Annotated in this window: 16 protein-coding genes and 1 pseudogene; 10 read left to right on the forward strand and 7 right to left on the reverse strand. The window is 31.2% G+C overall.

The genetic code is table 11. From position 1 onward, the window contains the following. Window position 1: 1 nt before the first annotated feature. The 4 genes from WA340_RS01515 to WA340_RS01530 are packed head-to-tail and all read left to right on the forward strand — an operon-like array spanning window position 2 to window position 4,248. Complete coding sequence (locus WA340_RS01515; RefSeq protein WP_106679251.1) at window positions 2-1,315, forward strand: ABC transporter permease; 1,314 nt, start codon at window positions 2-4, stop codon at window positions 1,313-1,315. Next, complete coding sequence (locus WA340_RS01520; RefSeq protein ID WP_106679253.1) at window positions 1,315-2,223, forward strand: mechanosensitive ion channel family protein; 909 nt, start codon at window positions 1,315-1,317, stop codon at window positions 2,221-2,223. Before WA340_RS01515 ends, WA340_RS01520 begins: the two co-directional genes overlap by 1 nt. Beyond that, complete coding sequence (locus tag WA340_RS01525; protein ID WP_336127000.1) at window positions 2,204-3,085, forward strand: DUF6268 family outer membrane beta-barrel protein; 882 nt, start codon at window positions 2,204-2,206, stop codon at window positions 3,083-3,085. The genes WA340_RS01520 and WA340_RS01525 overlap by 20 nt, the downstream gene beginning before the upstream one ends. Beyond that, window positions 3,085-4,248 (forward strand): sigma-54-dependent transcriptional regulator, encoded by a 1,164-nt coding sequence (locus WA340_RS01530; protein WP_336127001.1) that lies wholly within the window; start codon window positions 3,085-3,087, stop codon window positions 4,246-4,248. The genes WA340_RS01525 and WA340_RS01530 overlap by 1 nt, the downstream gene beginning before the upstream one ends. Before the next feature lie 35 nt (window positions 4,249-4,283). On the opposite strand, the gene WA340_RS01535 is transcribed toward WA340_RS01530, so the two are convergent. Continuing rightward, window positions 4,284-5,495, reverse strand: coding sequence for a hypothetical protein (locus WA340_RS01535; RefSeq protein ID WP_336127002.1), 1,212 nt, complete (start codon window positions 5,493-5,495; stop codon window positions 4,284-4,286). Window positions 5,496-5,559: 64 nt separating this feature from the next. Between WA340_RS01535 and WA340_RS01540 the strand changes: the two genes are divergently transcribed. From WA340_RS01540 to WA340_RS01555, 4 genes are all read left to right on the forward strand, one after another. Beyond that, entirely contained in the window at window positions 5,560-6,438 is an 879-nt protein-coding gene (locus WA340_RS01540) for a PPK2 family polyphosphate kinase (protein ID WP_336127003.1), read from the forward strand. A 92-nt stretch (window positions 6,439-6,530) separates the two neighbouring features. Next, window positions 6,531-7,931 carry a M20/M25/M40 family metallo-hydrolase gene (locus WA340_RS01545; RefSeq protein ID WP_336127004.1) on the forward strand — a complete coding sequence of 467 codons (1,401 nt, stop codon included), beginning with the start codon at window positions 6,531-6,533 and terminating at the stop codon, window positions 7,929-7,931. 11 nt (window positions 7,932-7,942) lie between these two features. Further along, entirely contained in the window at window positions 7,943-8,152 is a 210-nt protein-coding gene (locus WA340_RS01550) for a PLD nuclease N-terminal domain-containing protein (RefSeq protein WP_027880775.1), read from the forward strand. A 4-nt stretch (window positions 8,153-8,156) separates the two neighbouring features. Beyond that, entirely contained in the window at window positions 8,157-8,534 is a 378-nt protein-coding gene (locus WA340_RS01555; RefSeq protein ID WP_106679269.1) for a VOC family protein, read from the forward strand. Here WA340_RS01555 and WA340_RS01560 read toward each other — a convergent pair whose 3' ends face one another. The 3 genes from WA340_RS01560 to lysA form a co-directional block, all read right to left on the reverse strand. After that, window positions 8,535-8,933, reverse strand: a complete 399-nt coding sequence (locus WA340_RS01560; protein ID WP_336127005.1) for a response regulator — start codon at window positions 8,931-8,933, stop codon at window positions 8,535-8,537. After that, window positions 8,930-10,039, reverse strand: coding sequence for a sensor histidine kinase (locus WA340_RS01565; RefSeq protein WP_336127006.1), 1,110 nt, complete (start codon window positions 10,037-10,039; stop codon window positions 8,930-8,932). Before WA340_RS01565 ends, WA340_RS01560 begins: the two co-directional genes overlap by 4 nt. Window positions 10,040-10,122: 83 nt before the next feature. Further along, window positions 10,123-11,331 (reverse strand): diaminopimelate decarboxylase, encoded by a 1,209-nt coding sequence (gene lysA / locus WA340_RS01570; RefSeq protein WP_336127007.1) that lies wholly within the window; start codon window positions 11,329-11,331, stop codon window positions 10,123-10,125. A gap of 204 nt (window positions 11,332-11,535) precedes the next feature. Between lysA and sucC the strand changes: the two genes are divergently transcribed. Further along, window positions 11,536-12,729 (forward strand): ADP-forming succinate--CoA ligase subunit beta, encoded by a 1,194-nt coding sequence (gene sucC / locus WA340_RS01575; RefSeq protein WP_106679278.1) that lies wholly within the window; start codon window positions 11,536-11,538, stop codon window positions 12,727-12,729. A 71-nt stretch (window positions 12,730-12,800) separates the two neighbouring features. Here the strand turns inward: sucC and WA340_RS01580 are convergent, their stop codons facing one another. Next, the gene (locus WA340_RS01580; protein WP_336127008.1) at window positions 12,801-13,502 is read right to left on the reverse strand and encodes a phosphoadenylyl-sulfate reductase; all 702 of its coding nucleotides are present in this window, start codon (window positions 13,500-13,502) and stop codon (window positions 12,801-12,803) included. A 232-nt stretch (window positions 13,503-13,734) separates the two neighbouring features. Beyond that, window positions 13,735-13,971, reverse strand: a pseudogene (locus WA340_RS01585) (DUF1456 family protein); the annotation flags it as partial. Between the two features lie 165 nt (window positions 13,972-14,136). Here WA340_RS01585 and WA340_RS01590 point away from each other — a divergent pair. Then, a complete protein-coding gene (locus tag WA340_RS01590; protein ID WP_223076299.1) occupies window positions 14,137-14,538 on the forward strand; it encodes a TerB family tellurite resistance protein in 402 nt (133 codons plus the stop codon). On the opposite strand, the gene uvrB is transcribed toward WA340_RS01590, so the two are convergent. Next, on the reverse strand, window positions 14,535-16,538 hold the full coding sequence (gene uvrB, locus WA340_RS01595; RefSeq protein WP_336127009.1) for an excinuclease ABC subunit UvrB: 2,004 nt from the start codon (window positions 16,536-16,538) through the stop codon (window positions 14,535-14,537). The two genes, WA340_RS01590 and uvrB, sit on opposite strands and share 4 nt — an antisense overlap. Window positions 16,539-16,551: the final 13 nt, after the last annotated feature.

The following is a 16,551-nucleotide window of genomic DNA, read 5'->3' on the forward strand; positions in this document are numbered from 1 at the left end:
TATGAACCATCTTCCACTTATTATAAAAAGAGAATATTTAAATAAAGTTAAAAACAAAGCGTTTTTAATTATGACTATTTTAAGTCCGCTAATTTTTATAGCACTTATAGCAGTTGTTGCGTATTTATCGCAGTTAAATAATGACTCACAAAGACAAATTTCAGTATTGGATGAGTCTGGTTATTTAACTGGAGTTTTTAAAGACTCTGAAAGTATAAAATATAATATCTTAACAGATAAAAATCTTGAAAATGCAAAGCAAATTGTAAAAGAAGCAGATAATTACGGTTTGCTTCATATTAAAAAGATGAATAGTCTATCTGAAGCTAAAAATAGTGTCGAGTTTTATTCTGAAGAAACGCCATCGTTATCATTAATTTCAGATTTAGAAAAACTTATTGAAATCGAATTAACTCATAAAAATCTTGCCGAAAAAAATATAGACACAAAACTAATTGATGATTCAAAAATTAATATTGATATAACTCAGGAAAATTTTTCAGGAGAGAAAACTTCAAAATTTGATAGTGTTGTTAAATTAGCATTTGGTGGTGCAGCAGGATATTTGCTTTTTATGTTTATTATTATTTATGGTAATATGATTATGCGTAGTGTTATTGAAGAAAAAACTAGCCGAATTATAGAGGTTATCATTTCGTCAGTAAAACCAATACAATTAATGCTTGGTAAGATTATAGGTACCTCTTTAGCCGGAATTACACAGTTTGTAATTTGGTTAATTTTAGGAGGTGTTTTAATGGTTGTTGTTACAGCTATATTTGGTATTGATATGACACAAATCCAATCACCACAGCAACAAATGATGCAGCAAGCAATGACCGATCCAGATGCAGCAGAAAAAGCACAAATTATATTTTCGGCATTTTTTAATTTACCTTTAGCCAACTTGATTATAGCTTTTTTACTGTTCTTTATTAGTGGTTATTTGCTATATAGTTCTTTATATGCAGCAATTGGAGCAGCAGTAGATAACGAGACAGATACACAACAATTTATGTTGCCAATACTAATGCCATTAATTTTGGCTGTTTATGTTGGTATGTTTACAGTGATAGAAGATCCTCACGGTACAGTAAGTACTGTTTTTTCATTTATACCATTTACATCTCCTGTAGTTATGTTAATGCGTATTCCTTTTGGTGTACCGTTATGGCAACAAATAGTATCTTTATTATTATTAGTAGGTACCTTTTTATTTACAGTTTGGTTTGCTGCAAAAATATATAGAGTAGGTATTTTAATGTATGGCAAAAAACCTAGCTATAAAGAACTAATTAAATGGATTAAATATTAATGCAAAATAAAGTAGAACAGAAAATAGAAGACCTAGAAGACGTTATAGTAGAAAGCTCTATGTGGGAAAAACTTAACGAGTTTTTAAACCTACATGTAGATTTTACTGAAGAAATCTCTGTATCTATAAAAGATTTATTAGTCATCAGTTTTGTTATTTTTATCACTACAGTAGTGTTAAGAATAGTATTTAAGATATTAACAAAACGCTTACCCGAACATGATAAAGGGAAATTTTCGGTAGTTTACGGGTATTTTAGATGGCTTATTTATGTTATTATCTTATTAATAACGCTAAATGCTATTGGTGTAAATGTTACCGCTGTTTTTGCTGCATCTGCTGCACTTTTAATAGGTATTGGTTTAGCGTTGCAAACTTTTTTTCAGGATATAATTTCTGGTGTTTTTATTTTGATAGACCAATCTGCACATGTAGGTGATATTATTGAAATTGACGGAAAAGTTGGTCGTGTTGAAGAAATTAAATTACGTACCACAAGAGCTGTAACTATTGATAATAAAGTGCTAATTATACCTAATCATTTATACTTAACAAATAGTTTATATAATTGGACGCAAAACGGAACTACAACAAGAGAAAGCGTATCTGTTGGTGTTGCTTATGGAAGTGATGTAGAATTAGTAAAAAAACTCTTACTTCAGGCAGCAAAAGAGCATCCTAAGGTATTAAAATTTCCTCCTCCATTAGTTTTATTTACAGATTTTGCAGACAGCTCACTTAATTTTAAACTAGTCTTTACACTTAACGATAGCTTTACAGCTGCAATACCGCAAAGCGAAATAAGATTTAAAATCAATAAATTATTTAAAGATAACAATATAAGTATTCCTTTCCCTCAAAGAGATGTTCATATTATAAAAGATTCACATGAAGAAAACCCAAACTAAAATATTATTAACCTTACTGCTGTTTAGCTTTTGTTTTTCGGCATCAGCACAATTAACAGATTTAGCACGGTTAGAGTATTCTTTTATTCCTAAAGGAAAATCTGAAGATCAATACACGCGTCTTAGAGCGTTGCTAAACTTTCCTATTAAAACTAAAGAAGATTCATATTTAATTTTTGGAGGAGAATATAACAGAATTATCTTAAATCTAGAAGATAATTATCCCTTTGATACAGAACCTTTAAAGACCTTAAATGTAATAGATCTAAACATAGGCTACACGTTTAAATGGAACGAAAATTGGCGTGTAGGTGCTAAAATAACACCAAGAATAGCTTCTACACTAACCCAAAAAATAACATCGGACGATTTGTTTTTAAATGGAGGTGTATACGCCATAAAGGATAGAAGAGATGCCGATATAAAAAGACCATATCGTTTAATTTTAGGGTTAACCTATAATACTACAGCAGGTATGCCTTTTCCATTACCATTTGTAAATTATTTTAGACAAGTAAACGAAAATTGGTCTTTAAGTTTAGGTGTGCCAAAATCTAATGCTACTTATTATTTTAACGATAAACATTCCTTAGAAGCTTTTGTAGGTTTAGATGGTTATTTTGCACACTTACAAAGACCAACTAGTGTTTTAGGTAAACAAGTAGATAACATCTCATTATCAGTAGCTGTACTTGGTCTAGGATACGATTATAACTTTACAGATCATTTAGTTTTATACACTTACGCAGGTTGCACTTTTATGATGAATAACGTTTTAAGAGACAAAGACCGTAACGATGTTTATACGCTAGATAAAACCAATACATTTTATTTAAGAACCGGATTAAAATTTAAAATATAATGTCAAAAATATTAGTAATAGAAGATGAAGCTGCAATTAGAAGGGTTTTAGTTAAAATTCTTTCTGAAGAGAACAGCAAATATCAAGTTGAAGAAGCAGAAGACGGATTAGCCGGTATAGAAAAAGTTAAAAAAGAAGATTACGATTTAATACTTTGCGACATCAAAATGCCAAAAATGGATGGTGTTGAAGTTTTAGAAGCAGTAAAAAAAATAAAACCAGAAATACCAATGGTAATGATTTCTGGTCACGGAGATTTAGATACCGCAGTAAATACAATGCGTTTAGGTGCGTTTGACTATATCTCAAAACCGCCAGACTTAAACCGATTACTAAATACTGTTCGTAATGCGTTAGACCGAAAAGAATTAGTTATAGAAAACAAAATTCTTAAAAAGAAAGTCAGCAAAAAATACGAAATGATTGGAGAAAGCGACGCCATATCTCAAATCAAAGAGATAATAGATAAAGTAGCTCCAACAGATGCAAGAGTTTTAATTACAGGACCAAACGGAACAGGAAAAGAGCTTGTCGCACATTGGTTACATCAAAAAAGCCAACGTAGTAAAGGACCAATGATAGAGGTTAACTGTGCAGCAATACCTTCAGAATTAATAGAAAGCGAATTATTTGGACATGTTAAAGGCGCTTTTACCAGTGCAAATAAAGACCGTGCAGGAAAATTTGAAGCAGCAAACGGCGGAACTATTTTTTTAGATGAAATAGGCGATATGTCTCTTTCTGCGCAAGCAAAAGTATTACGCGCATTGCAAGAAAGTCGTATACAACGTGTAGGTAGCGATAAGGATATAAAAGTAGATGTACGTGTTGTAGCAGCAACTAATAAAGATTTAAAAAAAGAAATTGAAGACGGTAAATTTCGTGAGGATTTATACCACAGGTTAGCAGTAATTTTAGTTAAAGTTCCTGCTTTAAATGATAGAAGAGAAGATATACCTTTACTTATTACTCATTTTTCTAAAAAAATAGCAGAAGAACAAGGTACGGCACAAAAATCATTCTCAGAAAAGGCGATTAAGTTACTTCAAGAATATGATTGGACAGGAAATATACGTGAATTACGAAATGTCGTAGAACGTTTACTTATTTTAGGAGAAAAAGAAGTTAGCGAAAAAGACGTGAAGTTATTTGCTAGTAAATAAATCTAAAAAAACTCAATAAATATTATTGAGTTTTTTTATAAGTAAAATTTATATCCAATACCAGTTTGTAAGTCTGGGTTATTGTTTAAAGTTAAATCTTGTTGTAAGTAAAAGTATGTTGTCGTTTTTCTTGAGAATGAATAAATAAAGCTCCAGTAATTATTGTTTTTATAGAGGTTTAATGCACCTTGTCCCCAAGATTTAAAAGCGTCTGGATGGCGTATGGGTATGATGTATTCAAATTCATCTTTTTTATTAAGACTAGTTTGCAGGTAAAAGTTTGCTCCAAAAGAATGCACAAAGTTTTTGCTAGTTTTAAAACTGTACTCAACTGCGTTTTCTAGATTAGCTATAAAATTATTGGTGCCAAATTCAAGGTTAGAGCTATTAAAGTCAATCAGTCCTTTTCTTAAGAAACCTAAGTTTAATCCTATATTTATTAGGCTTTTGTCGTTAATCTTAAAGGTTTTAACTCCATTTGTAGATAGTCCAAAATCAATAGATTGATTGTGTTTAGAAAGGTTTGTGCCCAAATGTGCGCCAACATTAAAAGCAAGCGTATTGTTTTTAGATTTAAAGCTGTCAGGATAGTAATAGTAACTAGTTTCTATGCCAGTTGCAAAAAAATCTCCAGCATTAATATTCATATTATTACCGTTTCTGTCAGTATAATTGATATTGGCTTGGTTTAACCCAAATACTTTTCTGTCAAATGGATCATCACCACCAGCAATATCTCTATGAAAGTTCTCAATAAACTCATCACCGGTAAGTATTGTAAAAGGTGTTTTTCCTTTTGTTAGAAGATAAGTTCTAAATCCAATTTGTAACTCATGTTTTCTAGCTAATCTAAAGTTTAAGTTAGCTTTAAAACCTTTGATAACGCCGTCATTAGAGATGTTAAAAGAGTCTTTTTCTATGGTGTTTTCATCAAAAGCAGTATGAGCAAAATCCCAATCGTATTCTCTAATTATTTCACGATCTGCTTCGTTTTTTGGAATGTATACTTTTAAAGGAGGACTCCAAACATTTCCACTTTCAACACTAATATTAAAAGATGTTTTTTTGGGAGCATTCATTTCAAAATGACCTTGCAAACGCATAAAAAACACACCAAAACTATGTGTAGAGAGTAGGTTAGGCTTATTAATATTTTCTTTACTAAAAAATATGCTGTCCTTAGTTTGACTTACACCTAGTTGAGTAATTAAGGCTAAAACTACAAAACAAAAAAAGCGTTGTATCATTGACGGTTTTTAATTGCAAACTACAAAATCTTCTGTATATTTATTATCCAAACTTAAATTTAAGATGAAATCTATAGATATAGCCAATCATAAAATCACACAAAAAGTTCAAATAACCGATTTACCAAGCAGAGTAGATTTAGGCGCAGATAAAAAAGAAACCGAAAAAGCACTAAAAAAAGTAAGACGCAACTTAGGCGAACTTCAAGATACCATGTACGCACACGGTAAATATTCTGTTTTAGTGTGCTTGCAAGGTATGGATACAGCAGGAAAAGACAGTTTGATACGAGAAGTTTTCAAAGATTTTAATGCACGTGGTGTAGAAGTAATGAGCTTTAAGGTACCAACCGATTTAGAGCTAAAGCACGATTATCTATGGAGACATTATTTACATTTACCTGCTAGAGGTAAATTTGGTGTTCACAATCGTACACATTATGAAAATGTCTTGGTAACACGCGTACATCCAGAATATATTTTAAACGAAAAATTACCCTTTGTAAACAGTGTAGAGGATGTAGATGATGCTTTTTGGAATAAACGATTCGAGCAAATCAAAAACTTCGAAAATCATTTAGCAGAAAACGGAACCATCATTTTTAAATTCTTTTTAAACCTATCAAAAGAAGAGCAAAAAAATCGATTATTACGACGTTTAGATTTAAAACGTAAAAACTGGAAATTCTCAGCAGGCGACTTAAAAGAGCGCAAACTTTGGGATAAATATATGGTTTGCTACGAAGATGCCATAAACCGCACCAGTACAAATAAAGCACCTTGGTACAATATTCCTGCAGACGATAAACCAACTGCGCGACTAATCGTAGCTTCTATTTTATACGACACATTAAAAGAATACACAGACATAGAAGAGCCAGAATTAGACGAAGCAACCAAAGCTAACTTGCATCTTTACAGAGAACAATTAAATAACGAGTAGTCTTTTTTGGGCGTTACCACAAGGGTCGCGCTTTCACTACTCGCGCTCTACGAGGCGCTCAAACAAACCGTTCAATCGCTAACGCAACAATCATGAAACAGCTTACAATAATCGTAACACTATTACTATTTGCAAACATCAATGCGCAAACAGATCAAGATGTATTAAAAACCATTTATACACAATCTTTAACCAATGGTAAAAGTTATCAATGGTTAGACCATTTATCAAACAAAATAGGCGGTAGATTATCAGGTTCAGAAAATGCCGAAAAAGCAGTACAATACACAAAATCTGAATTAGAAAAACTAGGTTTAGATAAAGTTTGGCTACAACCAGTAATGGTACCAAAATGGGTTAGAGGAGAAAAAGAAGTGGCGCATTTTATTACTAATTCAACAACTATTAATGTAAATATTTGTGCACTTGGCGGATCTATAGCTACGCCAAAAAATGGACTAACAGCAAAAGTTATTGAAGTGCAGAATTTTGAAGAATTATCAGTGCTTGGTGAAGAAAAAATAAAAGGAAAGATTGTCTTTTACAACAGACCGATGCAAGCAGATTTAATACAAACCTTTATGGCATATGGAGGTTGTGTAAACCAACGTTATGCAGGTGCAATGGAAGCTATAAAATACGGAGCAGTTGGCGTAATTGTACGATCTATGAATTTACGTCAAGACGATTTACCTCATACCGGAAGTATGTCTTACGGAGATTTACCAAACAATCAACACATCCCATCTGCAGCAATTAGTACAAATGATGCCGATAAACTTTCAGAAGCCTTAAAAAAAGACAGTAATCTAAAGTTTTATTTTAAGCAAAACTGCCAGCAGTTTGATGATGTTTTATCTTACAATGTTATAGGAGAAATTACAGGAACAGAATTTCCTAATCAATATATGATTGTAGGTGGACATCTTGATTCTTGGGATTTAGGAGATGGATCACATGATGACGGTGCAGGCGTAGTACAATCTATGGATGTTTTAAGATTATTAAAAGAAAGTGGTATTAAACCAAAACACAGTATTAGAGTTGTATTGTTTATGAATGAAGAAAACGGATTACGTGGTGGAAAAAAATACGCTGAAGAAGCAAAAGTTAATAAAGAAACTCATGTTTTTGCTTTAGAAAGTGATGCTGGCGGATTTACACCTCGTGGATTTAGCTTTGATTGTAGCGATGCTAATTTTGAAAAAGTATTAAGTTGGAAATCTTTATTTAAACCTTATCTCATTCATTATTTTGAAAAAGGAGGAAGCGGTGCAGATGTAGGACCATTAAAAACTACAAGTAATGTTTTAGCAGGATTAAGACCAGATTCTCAAAGGTATTTTGATCATCATCACGCAGCTAACGATACGTTTGATGCAGTTAATAAACGTGAGTTAGAGTTAGGTGCAGCAACCATGACTAGTCTTATTTACCTGTTTGATAAATATGGAATAGACAACATACCAGAAGTTAAAGAATTTAAAAATTAAAATAAAGAGTAATGAAAATATTAGGAATGGTAGGACCTTGGCAAGTATTAATTTTATTAGTTGGTTTATTATTACCAATAATAGCCTTAGTAGATGTAATAAGAAGCAATTTTAAAGGGTCAAATGATAAATTAATATGGGTATTAGTTATTTTGTTTTTAAATATTTTTGGGGCTTTACTGTATTTTTTAATAGGTACACGTCAAAAAATAAAAAAATAGGGTAATGCAAGCAAAACTACATCAGATACATCCTGTTTTACCTGTAAAAAATGTATTAGAATCGTTAAAGTTTTATGTCAATAAACTTGGATTTACTATCGCTTTTGCAAATGATAGTAAGCAACCAACTTATGCAGGAATTAGACGTGATGATATAGAAATACACTTACAGTGGCACGATGCAAAAGAATGGGACGTTGAGGTAGACCGACCAATGCTAAGAATTGTCACAGAAAATGTTGACATCCTATTTCAAGAATATAACTTTAAAAACGTTTTTAATAAAGATACTAAAGTTAGAAATACAGATTGGGGTACAAAAGAGTTTGCCTTTTATGATATTGATAAGAATGGTTTAGTATTTTATCAAAACAATTTATAATTAAGTAAATACTTCTTCTGTTATTGAATATAGTTTTTCCCTAGATATAGGTTTAACTATATAGTTACTAACCATGTTATATGTTTTTGCTCGTTCTAAATCAACTGGATTTACAGAAGAGCTAACAATATAAACCTTTATTGTCTTTTTTGTTTTGATTCTTATAAACTCATCTAAAAATTGCCAACCATCCATAATTGGCATGTTTAAGTCAAGTAAGATTACATCTGGTAATTCTTCTTCGTTGTAAAGTTTAGATTTTATTGCACGTAAAGCTTCTTTACCGTTATAAAAAAACTTAACCTCTTCTGAGAAGTCTGTTTTATTAATAAGTTTTTTTGCTGTGAAGATGTATATTTCGTCATCATCAATTAAGTAGGTAAGTTTTATTTTTCTCATAACTTAAAGTGTAGATAAAAAGTGGTTCCTAGGTCTAGTTTGCTTTTTACGGTAATTTTACCTTGCATAGCTTCTATTTCGTTCTTTATTAAAAATAGACCTAATCCTCTAGAGTCTTTGTTTTCATGAAAAGTATTATACATACCAAAAATCTTATGTTTATTAAGTTTTAGGTCTATTCCTTTTCCTTTATCTTTAAATTTGACTATAAAGAATTCGTCTTTTAATAAGGAGCTTATTAATATTTCGGGGTCTTTACTGTCCTTTTTGTATTTAATAGAATTAGAAATTAAATTTAAGAAAATACTTTCAAAATAAGCAGGTATTGTTTTTATGTTTATGTTACGATCAACTTTATTGACAATTTTAGCATTTGAAGATTTGATTTTACCTGATAAGCTTTCTACTATTTTATTAATTTCTTCATATACATTAATTTCTACAAAGTTTTCTTTTAAATGAATATCAGTTTGTGCAACTTCATTTAAATTATGTATTGTTTCGTTAAGTTTTGCAGACGCTTTAGTAAGCATAGGATAAAACTCGTTTTTCTCTATTTCAGGATATTCATCCTTCATAAGATTTAGCAACATGTTAAAGTTAGTTGAGTGTGATCTTAAATTATGAGATACGATATGCGCAAAGTTTAATAAACGCTTATTTTGGTTAGTTGTTATCTTTAATAAAGACTTAATGTTAATCTTTAGACTTTTAGAAGGTGTTATGTCTTGAAAAAGCCCATAAAGTTTAACGCATTTATTACCTGAATGTACAGGGTAACCTATGGCTCTTACCCATTTTTTATTACCTTTTTTAGTAGTTATTTCTAACTCAAGGTCATAATTTTTGTTCTCAATAATAGCGTCATTAACAGCATTAGTAATTCTCTTCTTGCTATCTTCTTCTGTATAAAACTCTATTGCATTTTCTAAATTAGGGACAAAATCAGCTTCTACTTCATGTATGTCTTTAGTAACTTCACTCCATGTAAGATTATTATTTTCAATATCATATTCCCAACTACCAATAGTTGCAGCTTGTTGTATGAATAAAAATAAATCTTTGTGTGAAATGTCTGTTTTTGGGAGAATAAAATCGTTTTTCAATTTAAAATGCTATTAATCAGTTTTTTTTAAGGGACTTCAAAAATAGCTTTTTTTTTTTTTTAATTAAAAAGGATAATGATTATCTATTCAATTTTAATTTCTATTTGATTTTTTATTATATCTTCAAACGTTTCTCTTTTTCGTATAAGATGCGCATCTCCATTATACACTAGTACTTCTGCAGGTCTGTATCTTGAGTTGTAATTGCTTGACATACTATAACAATATGCACCAGCGTTACTAAAAGCTAAAATGTCGTCTTCGTTAATCTCCTTAATTCTTCGATTATTTGCAAAAGTATCGGTTTCGCATATGTAGCCAACAACACTGTAAAAACGTTCGCGTCCATCAGGGTTAGAAATGTTTCTTATTTCGTGTTGTGCGCCATAAAGCATTGGTCTAATTAAGTGATTAAAGCCACTATCTACTTGCGCAAAAACAGTTGATGTAGTTTGCTTTACAGCATTTACTTTAACTAAAAATTGACCAGCTTGACTGACTAAAAATTTTCCAGGTTCAAAAGCTAGGGTTAATTTTTTTCCATAGTTTTTGCAAAACTCATTAAATCTTTTGCTAAGTTTTTCTCCAAGCTCTTCAATATTAGTTTCAATATCTCCTTCTTTATAAGGGACTTTAAAACCAGAACCAAAGTCTATGAAATCTAAATTTTTGAAATGCTTAGCGGTATCAAATAAAATCTCACTAGCATATAAAAACACATCTATATCTAAAATATCACTACCAGTATGCATGTGTATACCGTTAATATTCATTTTAGTATTCTCTACAATACGAAGTATATGTGGGATTTGGTGTATAGAAATTCCAAATTTACTATCAATATGACCTACAGAAATGTTAGTGTTTCCACCTGCCATAACATGTGGGTTTATCCTAATACAAACTGGTGTTTTTGGATGTTTAGTACCAAATTGTTCTAAAATAGAAAGGTTGTCAATGTTAATTTGTACACCAAGTTTTGCAGCGGTTTCTATTTCTTTTAAAGAAACTCCGTTTGGTGTGTAAATTATTTGTTCTGGTTTAAAACCAGCTTTTAAACCAAGCTGTACTTCTTGAATGGAAACAGTATCAATTCCTGATCCTAATTTTTTCATTAATTTTAGAACAGAAACATTAGATAGTGCCTTCACAGCATAGTTAACCTTTAAGTTTTTAACCTTGCTAAAAGCAGCTGTTAATCTATTATATTGACTAACAATTTTATCGGCATCATAAACGTAAACAGGACTACCAAAGTCCTTAGCAATTTGTAGAAGTTGACTGTTTTCCATACATCAATTTTTTGTCAAAGGTATTTTTTTAGAAGAATAAAAAAAGGAATACTTTATAATATTACAAATTTGATACAAAATGTTAATTATTTAACAAGTAGAAAAATTCTATTTAAAAGAATTATCTTTTTTAGCTCCTAAATATTAGGGTAAGTAAATGTGATTATTTATTTTTGTTGAACTTAAAATTTTACTCTAAACAAGATGAATTTACACGAATATCAAGGAAAAGAATTATTAAGCAGTTTTGGTGTACGTATCCAACGCGGATTAGTTGCCCAAACAGCAGACGAAGCAGTTGCAAAAGCTAAACAATTAACAGAAGAGACTGGTACAGGTTGGCACGTTATTAAAGCTCAAGTTCACGCTGGTGGACGTGGTAAAGGTGGCGGAGTTAAACTTGCTAAAAATCTAGACGAAGTTAAAGATATAGCTGGTCAAATTATAGGAATGGACCTTGTAACGCCTCAAACTTCTGCCGAAGGTAAACGTGTTCACCAAGTATTAGTAGCAGAAGATGTATACTATCCTGGAGATTCTGAACCAAACGAATTTTACATGTCTGTACTTTTAAATAGAGGTAATGGTCGTAACATGATTATGTACTCTACAGAAGGAGGAATGGATATAGAAGAAGTAGCAGAAAAAACACCTCATTTAATATTTACTGAAGAAATAGATCCAGCAACAGGAATTTTACCTTTCCAAGCACGTCGTGTAGCTTTTAACTTAGGTTTAAGCGGTACTGCGTTTAAAGAAATGACAAAATTTGTTACAGCATTATATACAGCTTACGACAAATCTGATGCTTCATTATTTGAAATTAATCCTGTATTAAAAACAAGTGATGATAAAATTATGGCAGTAGATGCCAAAGTAACTTTAGATGCTAACGCATTATACAGACATAAAGATTTAGCAGAATTACGTGACCTACGTGAAGAAAGCCCAATTGAAGTTGAAGCTGGAGAATTAGGATTAAACTATGTAGACCTTGACGGAAACGTTGGTTGTATGGTTAACGGTGCTGGTTTAGCAATGGCTACAATGGATTTAATTAAGCAAGCAGGTGGTGAGCCAGCTAACTTCTTAGATGTTGGTGGTACTGCAGATGCTGCTCGTGTAGAAGCTGCTTTTAGAATTATTTTAAAAGATCCAAACGTAAAAGCTATCTTAATTAATATTTTTGGTGGTATTGTACGTTGTGACCGTGTAGCACAAGGTGTTGTAGATGCTTATAAAAATATGGGTGATGCAATACAAGTACCAATTATTGTAAGATTACAAGGTACTAACGCAGATATCGCTAAAGAATTAATTGACAACTCAGGATTAGATGTATTAAGTGCAACTGAATTCCAAGAAGCTGCAGATAAAGTACAAGAAGTATTATCTTAATACTTTAAATAGATATAAATTAAAAAGAGCAACTTAATAGTTGCTCTTTTTTTTTATTTGTTTTTATTGTCTTATAAATGTAAACCACATTCTGTTTTTGGGTTGTTATTCCATCGACCAGATCGGTCTTCTCCAGGAACAGTACAATGCTTGCAACCTATAGAGTGATACCCTTTAGATACTAAAGGATGAAAAGGAAGTTGATGCTCTTCAATATAAGCATCACGCTCTTCTTTTGTTACATCTAAAAGCGGATAAAATTTTAAAATATCACCTCTTAGTTCAAAAATATCCAAAGTAGATCTGTGGTCACTTTGCCATTTCATTAAACCAGAAACCCAAACTTTATATTGGTTTTTAATAAGGTCTAAAGGCTTTACTTTGTTTATAGAGCAACAAAAGTCAGGGTTTTTTCGCCAAGTTTCGTCTTTAGTAGTAAACTCATGTTCTTCTTTTAAAGCACCTATAGAAGCAACATTTAAACCATATTTTTTAGTTAATGCTTCTTTATATTTTAAAGTATCTTCAAAATGATAACCTGTATCAATAAAATATACTTTTTGAGTTTTATTAACATCAGAAACTAATTTTAATAAAAAAGCAGATGTTGCAGCAAAAGAGCTGGTTAACATCACGTCTTCTTGTTTAAAATCTTTATAAAGTTCTGCTATTCTTTCTGTAACCGATAAGGTTTTATACTTTTTATTTAGCGCTTTTATTTCTTCTTCAGAAATGTTAGGCTTAACTATTGTTTTGGGAGTTGTCTCGAACATAATCAATCTTTACGAACTTGCAAGATAGCAATGATTTTTTGGATATGAAATTTGTCGAAAAATTTTTAAGTAATTACAATAAAAACTAAAGTTTAATTATTGAATTGTCTGTTTAATGGTGTTTTTAATACAATATAAAAACTTATTTATTAGTCTTTTTTTGACTTTGGCTTATTAAAGTTTTTCTTGTTATTAAATTTTTTTGGATTTGTTTTTGTTGTAGGATTACCTTTTGTTGCTCTCCTTTTTTAGGCATTGGTCCACGTAAATGAATAATAAGACCGTTTAAAAAATTACGTAAGATTTGGTCGCCACATTCTACATAATTAGGATGATCTTCACGTCTAAAAAAAGCACTTAATTCAGACTTTGTAACTCTAAAATCAACAAGAGCTAAAATTTCAATTATATCAGTATCACGAAGCTTATGAGCAACTCTTAGTTTTTTGAAAATATCGTTGTTTGTCATGTTTAAGTATTTGAAAATCAATAATTAAAACTGTATTTTTATTGGGTTATAAAGATAAAATACGTTTAAATACGTTGTAAAACTACTCATTTTTCGATAAGTGGCACACTTTTAACGACTATAAAAAAAACATAATACGTAATTTTATAAAAGAAAAAAATAGTTGTGTCTAACCGAGTTGAGAAATTAAGTCTTTTATCAGAAATGATTGCTTTTGCAAAAGAAGATGATACTTTAAAGCCTATTGAGTTTAATTTTTTATTAGGTGTATCTAAACAACTAAACATTTCTAGAGAAGATTTTGATTATTTAATTTCAAACCCGATAGGAGGTATTACTTTAAAATCTTATAGTGAACGTATTGTACAGTTTCATAGGTTAGTTTTATTAGCTCATTTAGATAGTAGTAAAAATCCAGCAGAAGAAGCTAAACTATTTAATTACGGACTTAAAATGGGCTTAAATCACGATTCTATATTGCGAGTTCTTTATCTTATGGACGGTTTTCCTGATCGTATTGTTCCAGCTGCAGTTTTAATAGATATATTTAGAACTCAGTATAATTAACTTTTAATGGCTTCTAACTTTTCTTGATAGGCTTTAATCTCATCACGTAACTGTGCTGCAACAATAAAGTCTAAAGCTTTTGCAGCTTGCTCCATAGTTTTTCGTTTTTCTCTAATTTTCTTTTCTAATTCAAGTTTACTTAAATATTCGCTTTCTGGTTCTGCAGCTTTAGCAGCTTCCAACTCATAACTATAAGTACTAACCGAGTTTTTAGCTAAAACACTATCTAAGTTTTTCTTTAAAGCTTTTGGCGTGATATTATTGTCTGTATTGTAAGCAATTTGTTTTTGGCGTCTGTACTCAGTTTCGTCAATAGTTTGTTGCATACTTTTGGTTATTTTGTCTGCATACATTATTGCTTTACCATTTAGGTTACGCGCAGAACGACCTACAGTTTGGGTTAATGATCTGTTAGATCTTAAAAACCCTTCTTTATCGGCATCTAAAATAGCTACTAAAGATACTTCTGGTAAGTCTAAACCTTCACGAAGCAAGTTTACACCAACTAATACATCAAACAAACCTTTACGCAAGTCTTGCATAATTTCAACACGTTCTAAAGTATCTACATCACTATGTATGTAGCGCACACGTATTTGAATTCGACTTAAGTATTTTGTTAACTCTTCAGCCATTCGCTTTGTTAAGGTTGTAACTAACGTACGCTCGTCTTTTTCTACACGTTGCTGTATTTCTTCAATTAAATCATCTATTTGATTTAAACTTGGTCTTACCTCGATAATTGGATCTAATAAACCTGTTGGTCTAATTACTTGCTCTACGTAAACACCATCTGTTTTTTCAAGTTCGTAATCTGCTGGCGTTGCAGATACATAAATTACTTGATTTTGTAATGCTTCAAATTCTTCAAACTTTAACGGTCTGTTATCCATTGCAGCAGGTAATCTAAAACCATATTCTACTAAATTTTCCTTACGACTTCTATCGCCGCCATACATAGCGTGAACTTGAGAAATGGTCACATGACTCTCGTCTACTACCATTAAATAATCATCAGGAAAATAATCTAATAAACAGAATGGACGCGTACCAGGCTCGCGACCATCTAAGTATCTAGAGTAATTTTCTATACCAGAACAATAGCCTAATTCTCTAATCATTTCAAGATCAAATTCGGTACGTTCTTTTAGTCTTTTTGCTTCAAGGTGTTTACCAATATCTTTAAAATAATCGTGTTGCTTAACTAAATCATCCTGAATTTGTCTTATTGCACCTTGCAGTACATCTGGTGATGTTACAAACATATTTGCAGGATAAATGTTTAAGCGATCATAATGCTCTATGACTTCGTTAGTTTGGATGTTAAATTGCTCTATATCTTCAATTTCGTCACCAAAAAAATGAATTCTAAATGCATCATCAGCATAACTAGGAAATACATCTATGGTATCTCCTTTAATTCTAAAATTACCATGTCTGAAATCTGCTTCGGTACGAGAGTACAAGCTTTGAACTAACATGTGAAGTAGTTTAGTGCGTGATATTTCTTGATCAACTTCTAAACTTATTACGTTTTTTTGAAATTCAATAGGATTACCAATACCATATAAACACGAAACAGAAGCAACTACTAAAACATCGCGTCTACCAGAAAGTAAAGACGATGTTGTGCTAAGTCGCATTTTTTCGATTTCTTCATTAATCGATAAATCTTTTTCTATGTAAACACCAGATGTTGGTATATAAGCTTCTGGTTGGTAATAATCATAGTACGATACAAAATACTCTACAGCATTATCAGGGAAAAACTGTTTAAATTCAGAATATAACTGAGCAGCTAAAGTCTTGTTATGTGCTAAAACTAACGTTGGTTTTTGTACTTCTTCTATAACATTAGCAACCGTAAATGTTTTACCAGATCCTGTAACACCAAGTAAGGTTTGGTATTTTTCATTATTATCTAAACCACTTGCTAATTGCTTAATAGCTTGTGGTTGATCACCTGTTGGCTTAAATTCTGATTTTATTTTGAATTTCATATTGTAAAATTAC

The organism is Mesoflavibacter sp. CH_XMU1422-2 (genome assembly GCF_037029245.1).
GTDB lineage: Bacteria > Bacteroidota > Bacteroidia > Flavobacteriales > Flavobacteriaceae > Mesoflavibacter > Mesoflavibacter zeaxanthinifaciens.

What these genes read in the sequence shown, in the direction of transcription:
- WA340_RS01515 (WP_106679251.1), top strand. Translation starts at nt 2, where the DNA reads ATGAACCATCTTCCACTTATTATAAAAAGAGAATATTTAAATAAAGTT.
- WA340_RS01520 (WP_106679253.1), top strand. Translation starts at nt 1,315, where the DNA reads ATGCAAAATAAAGTAGAACAGAAAATAGAAGACCTAGAAGACGTTATA.
- WA340_RS01525 (WP_336127000.1), top strand. Translation starts at nt 2,204, where the DNA reads ATGAAGAAAACCCAAACTAAAATATTATTAACCTTACTGCTGTTTAGC.
- WA340_RS01530 (WP_336127001.1), top strand. Translation starts at nt 3,085, where the DNA reads ATGTCAAAAATATTAGTAATAGAAGATGAAGCTGCAATTAGAAGGGTT.
- WA340_RS01535 (WP_336127002.1), bottom strand. Translation starts at nt 5,495, where the DNA reads ATGATACAACGCTTTTTTTGTTTTGTAGTTTTAGCCTTAATTACTCAA.
- WA340_RS01540 (WP_336127003.1), top strand. Translation starts at nt 5,560, where the DNA reads ATGAAATCTATAGATATAGCCAATCATAAAATCACACAAAAAGTTCAA.
- WA340_RS01545 (WP_336127004.1), top strand. Translation starts at nt 6,531, where the DNA reads ATGAAACAGCTTACAATAATCGTAACACTATTACTATTTGCAAACATC.
- WA340_RS01550 (WP_027880775.1), top strand. Translation starts at nt 7,943, where the DNA reads ATGAAAATATTAGGAATGGTAGGACCTTGGCAAGTATTAATTTTATTA.
- WA340_RS01555 (WP_106679269.1), top strand. Translation starts at nt 8,157, where the DNA reads ATGCAAGCAAAACTACATCAGATACATCCTGTTTTACCTGTAAAAAAT.
- WA340_RS01560 (WP_336127005.1), bottom strand. Translation starts at nt 8,933, where the DNA reads ATGAGAAAAATAAAACTTACCTACTTAATTGATGATGACGAAATATAC.
- lysA (WP_336127007.1), bottom strand. Translation starts at nt 11,331, where the DNA reads ATGGAAAACAGTCAACTTCTACAAATTGCTAAGGACTTTGGTAGTCCT.
- sucC (WP_106679278.1), top strand. Translation starts at nt 11,536, where the DNA reads ATGAATTTACACGAATATCAAGGAAAAGAATTATTAAGCAGTTTTGGT.
- WA340_RS01580 (WP_336127008.1), bottom strand. Translation starts at nt 13,502, where the DNA reads ATGTTCGAGACAACTCCCAAAACAATAGTTAAGCCTAACATTTCTGAA.
- uvrB (WP_336127009.1), bottom strand. Translation starts at nt 16,538, where the DNA reads ATGAAATTCAAAATAAAATCAGAATTTAAGCCAACAGGTGATCAACCA.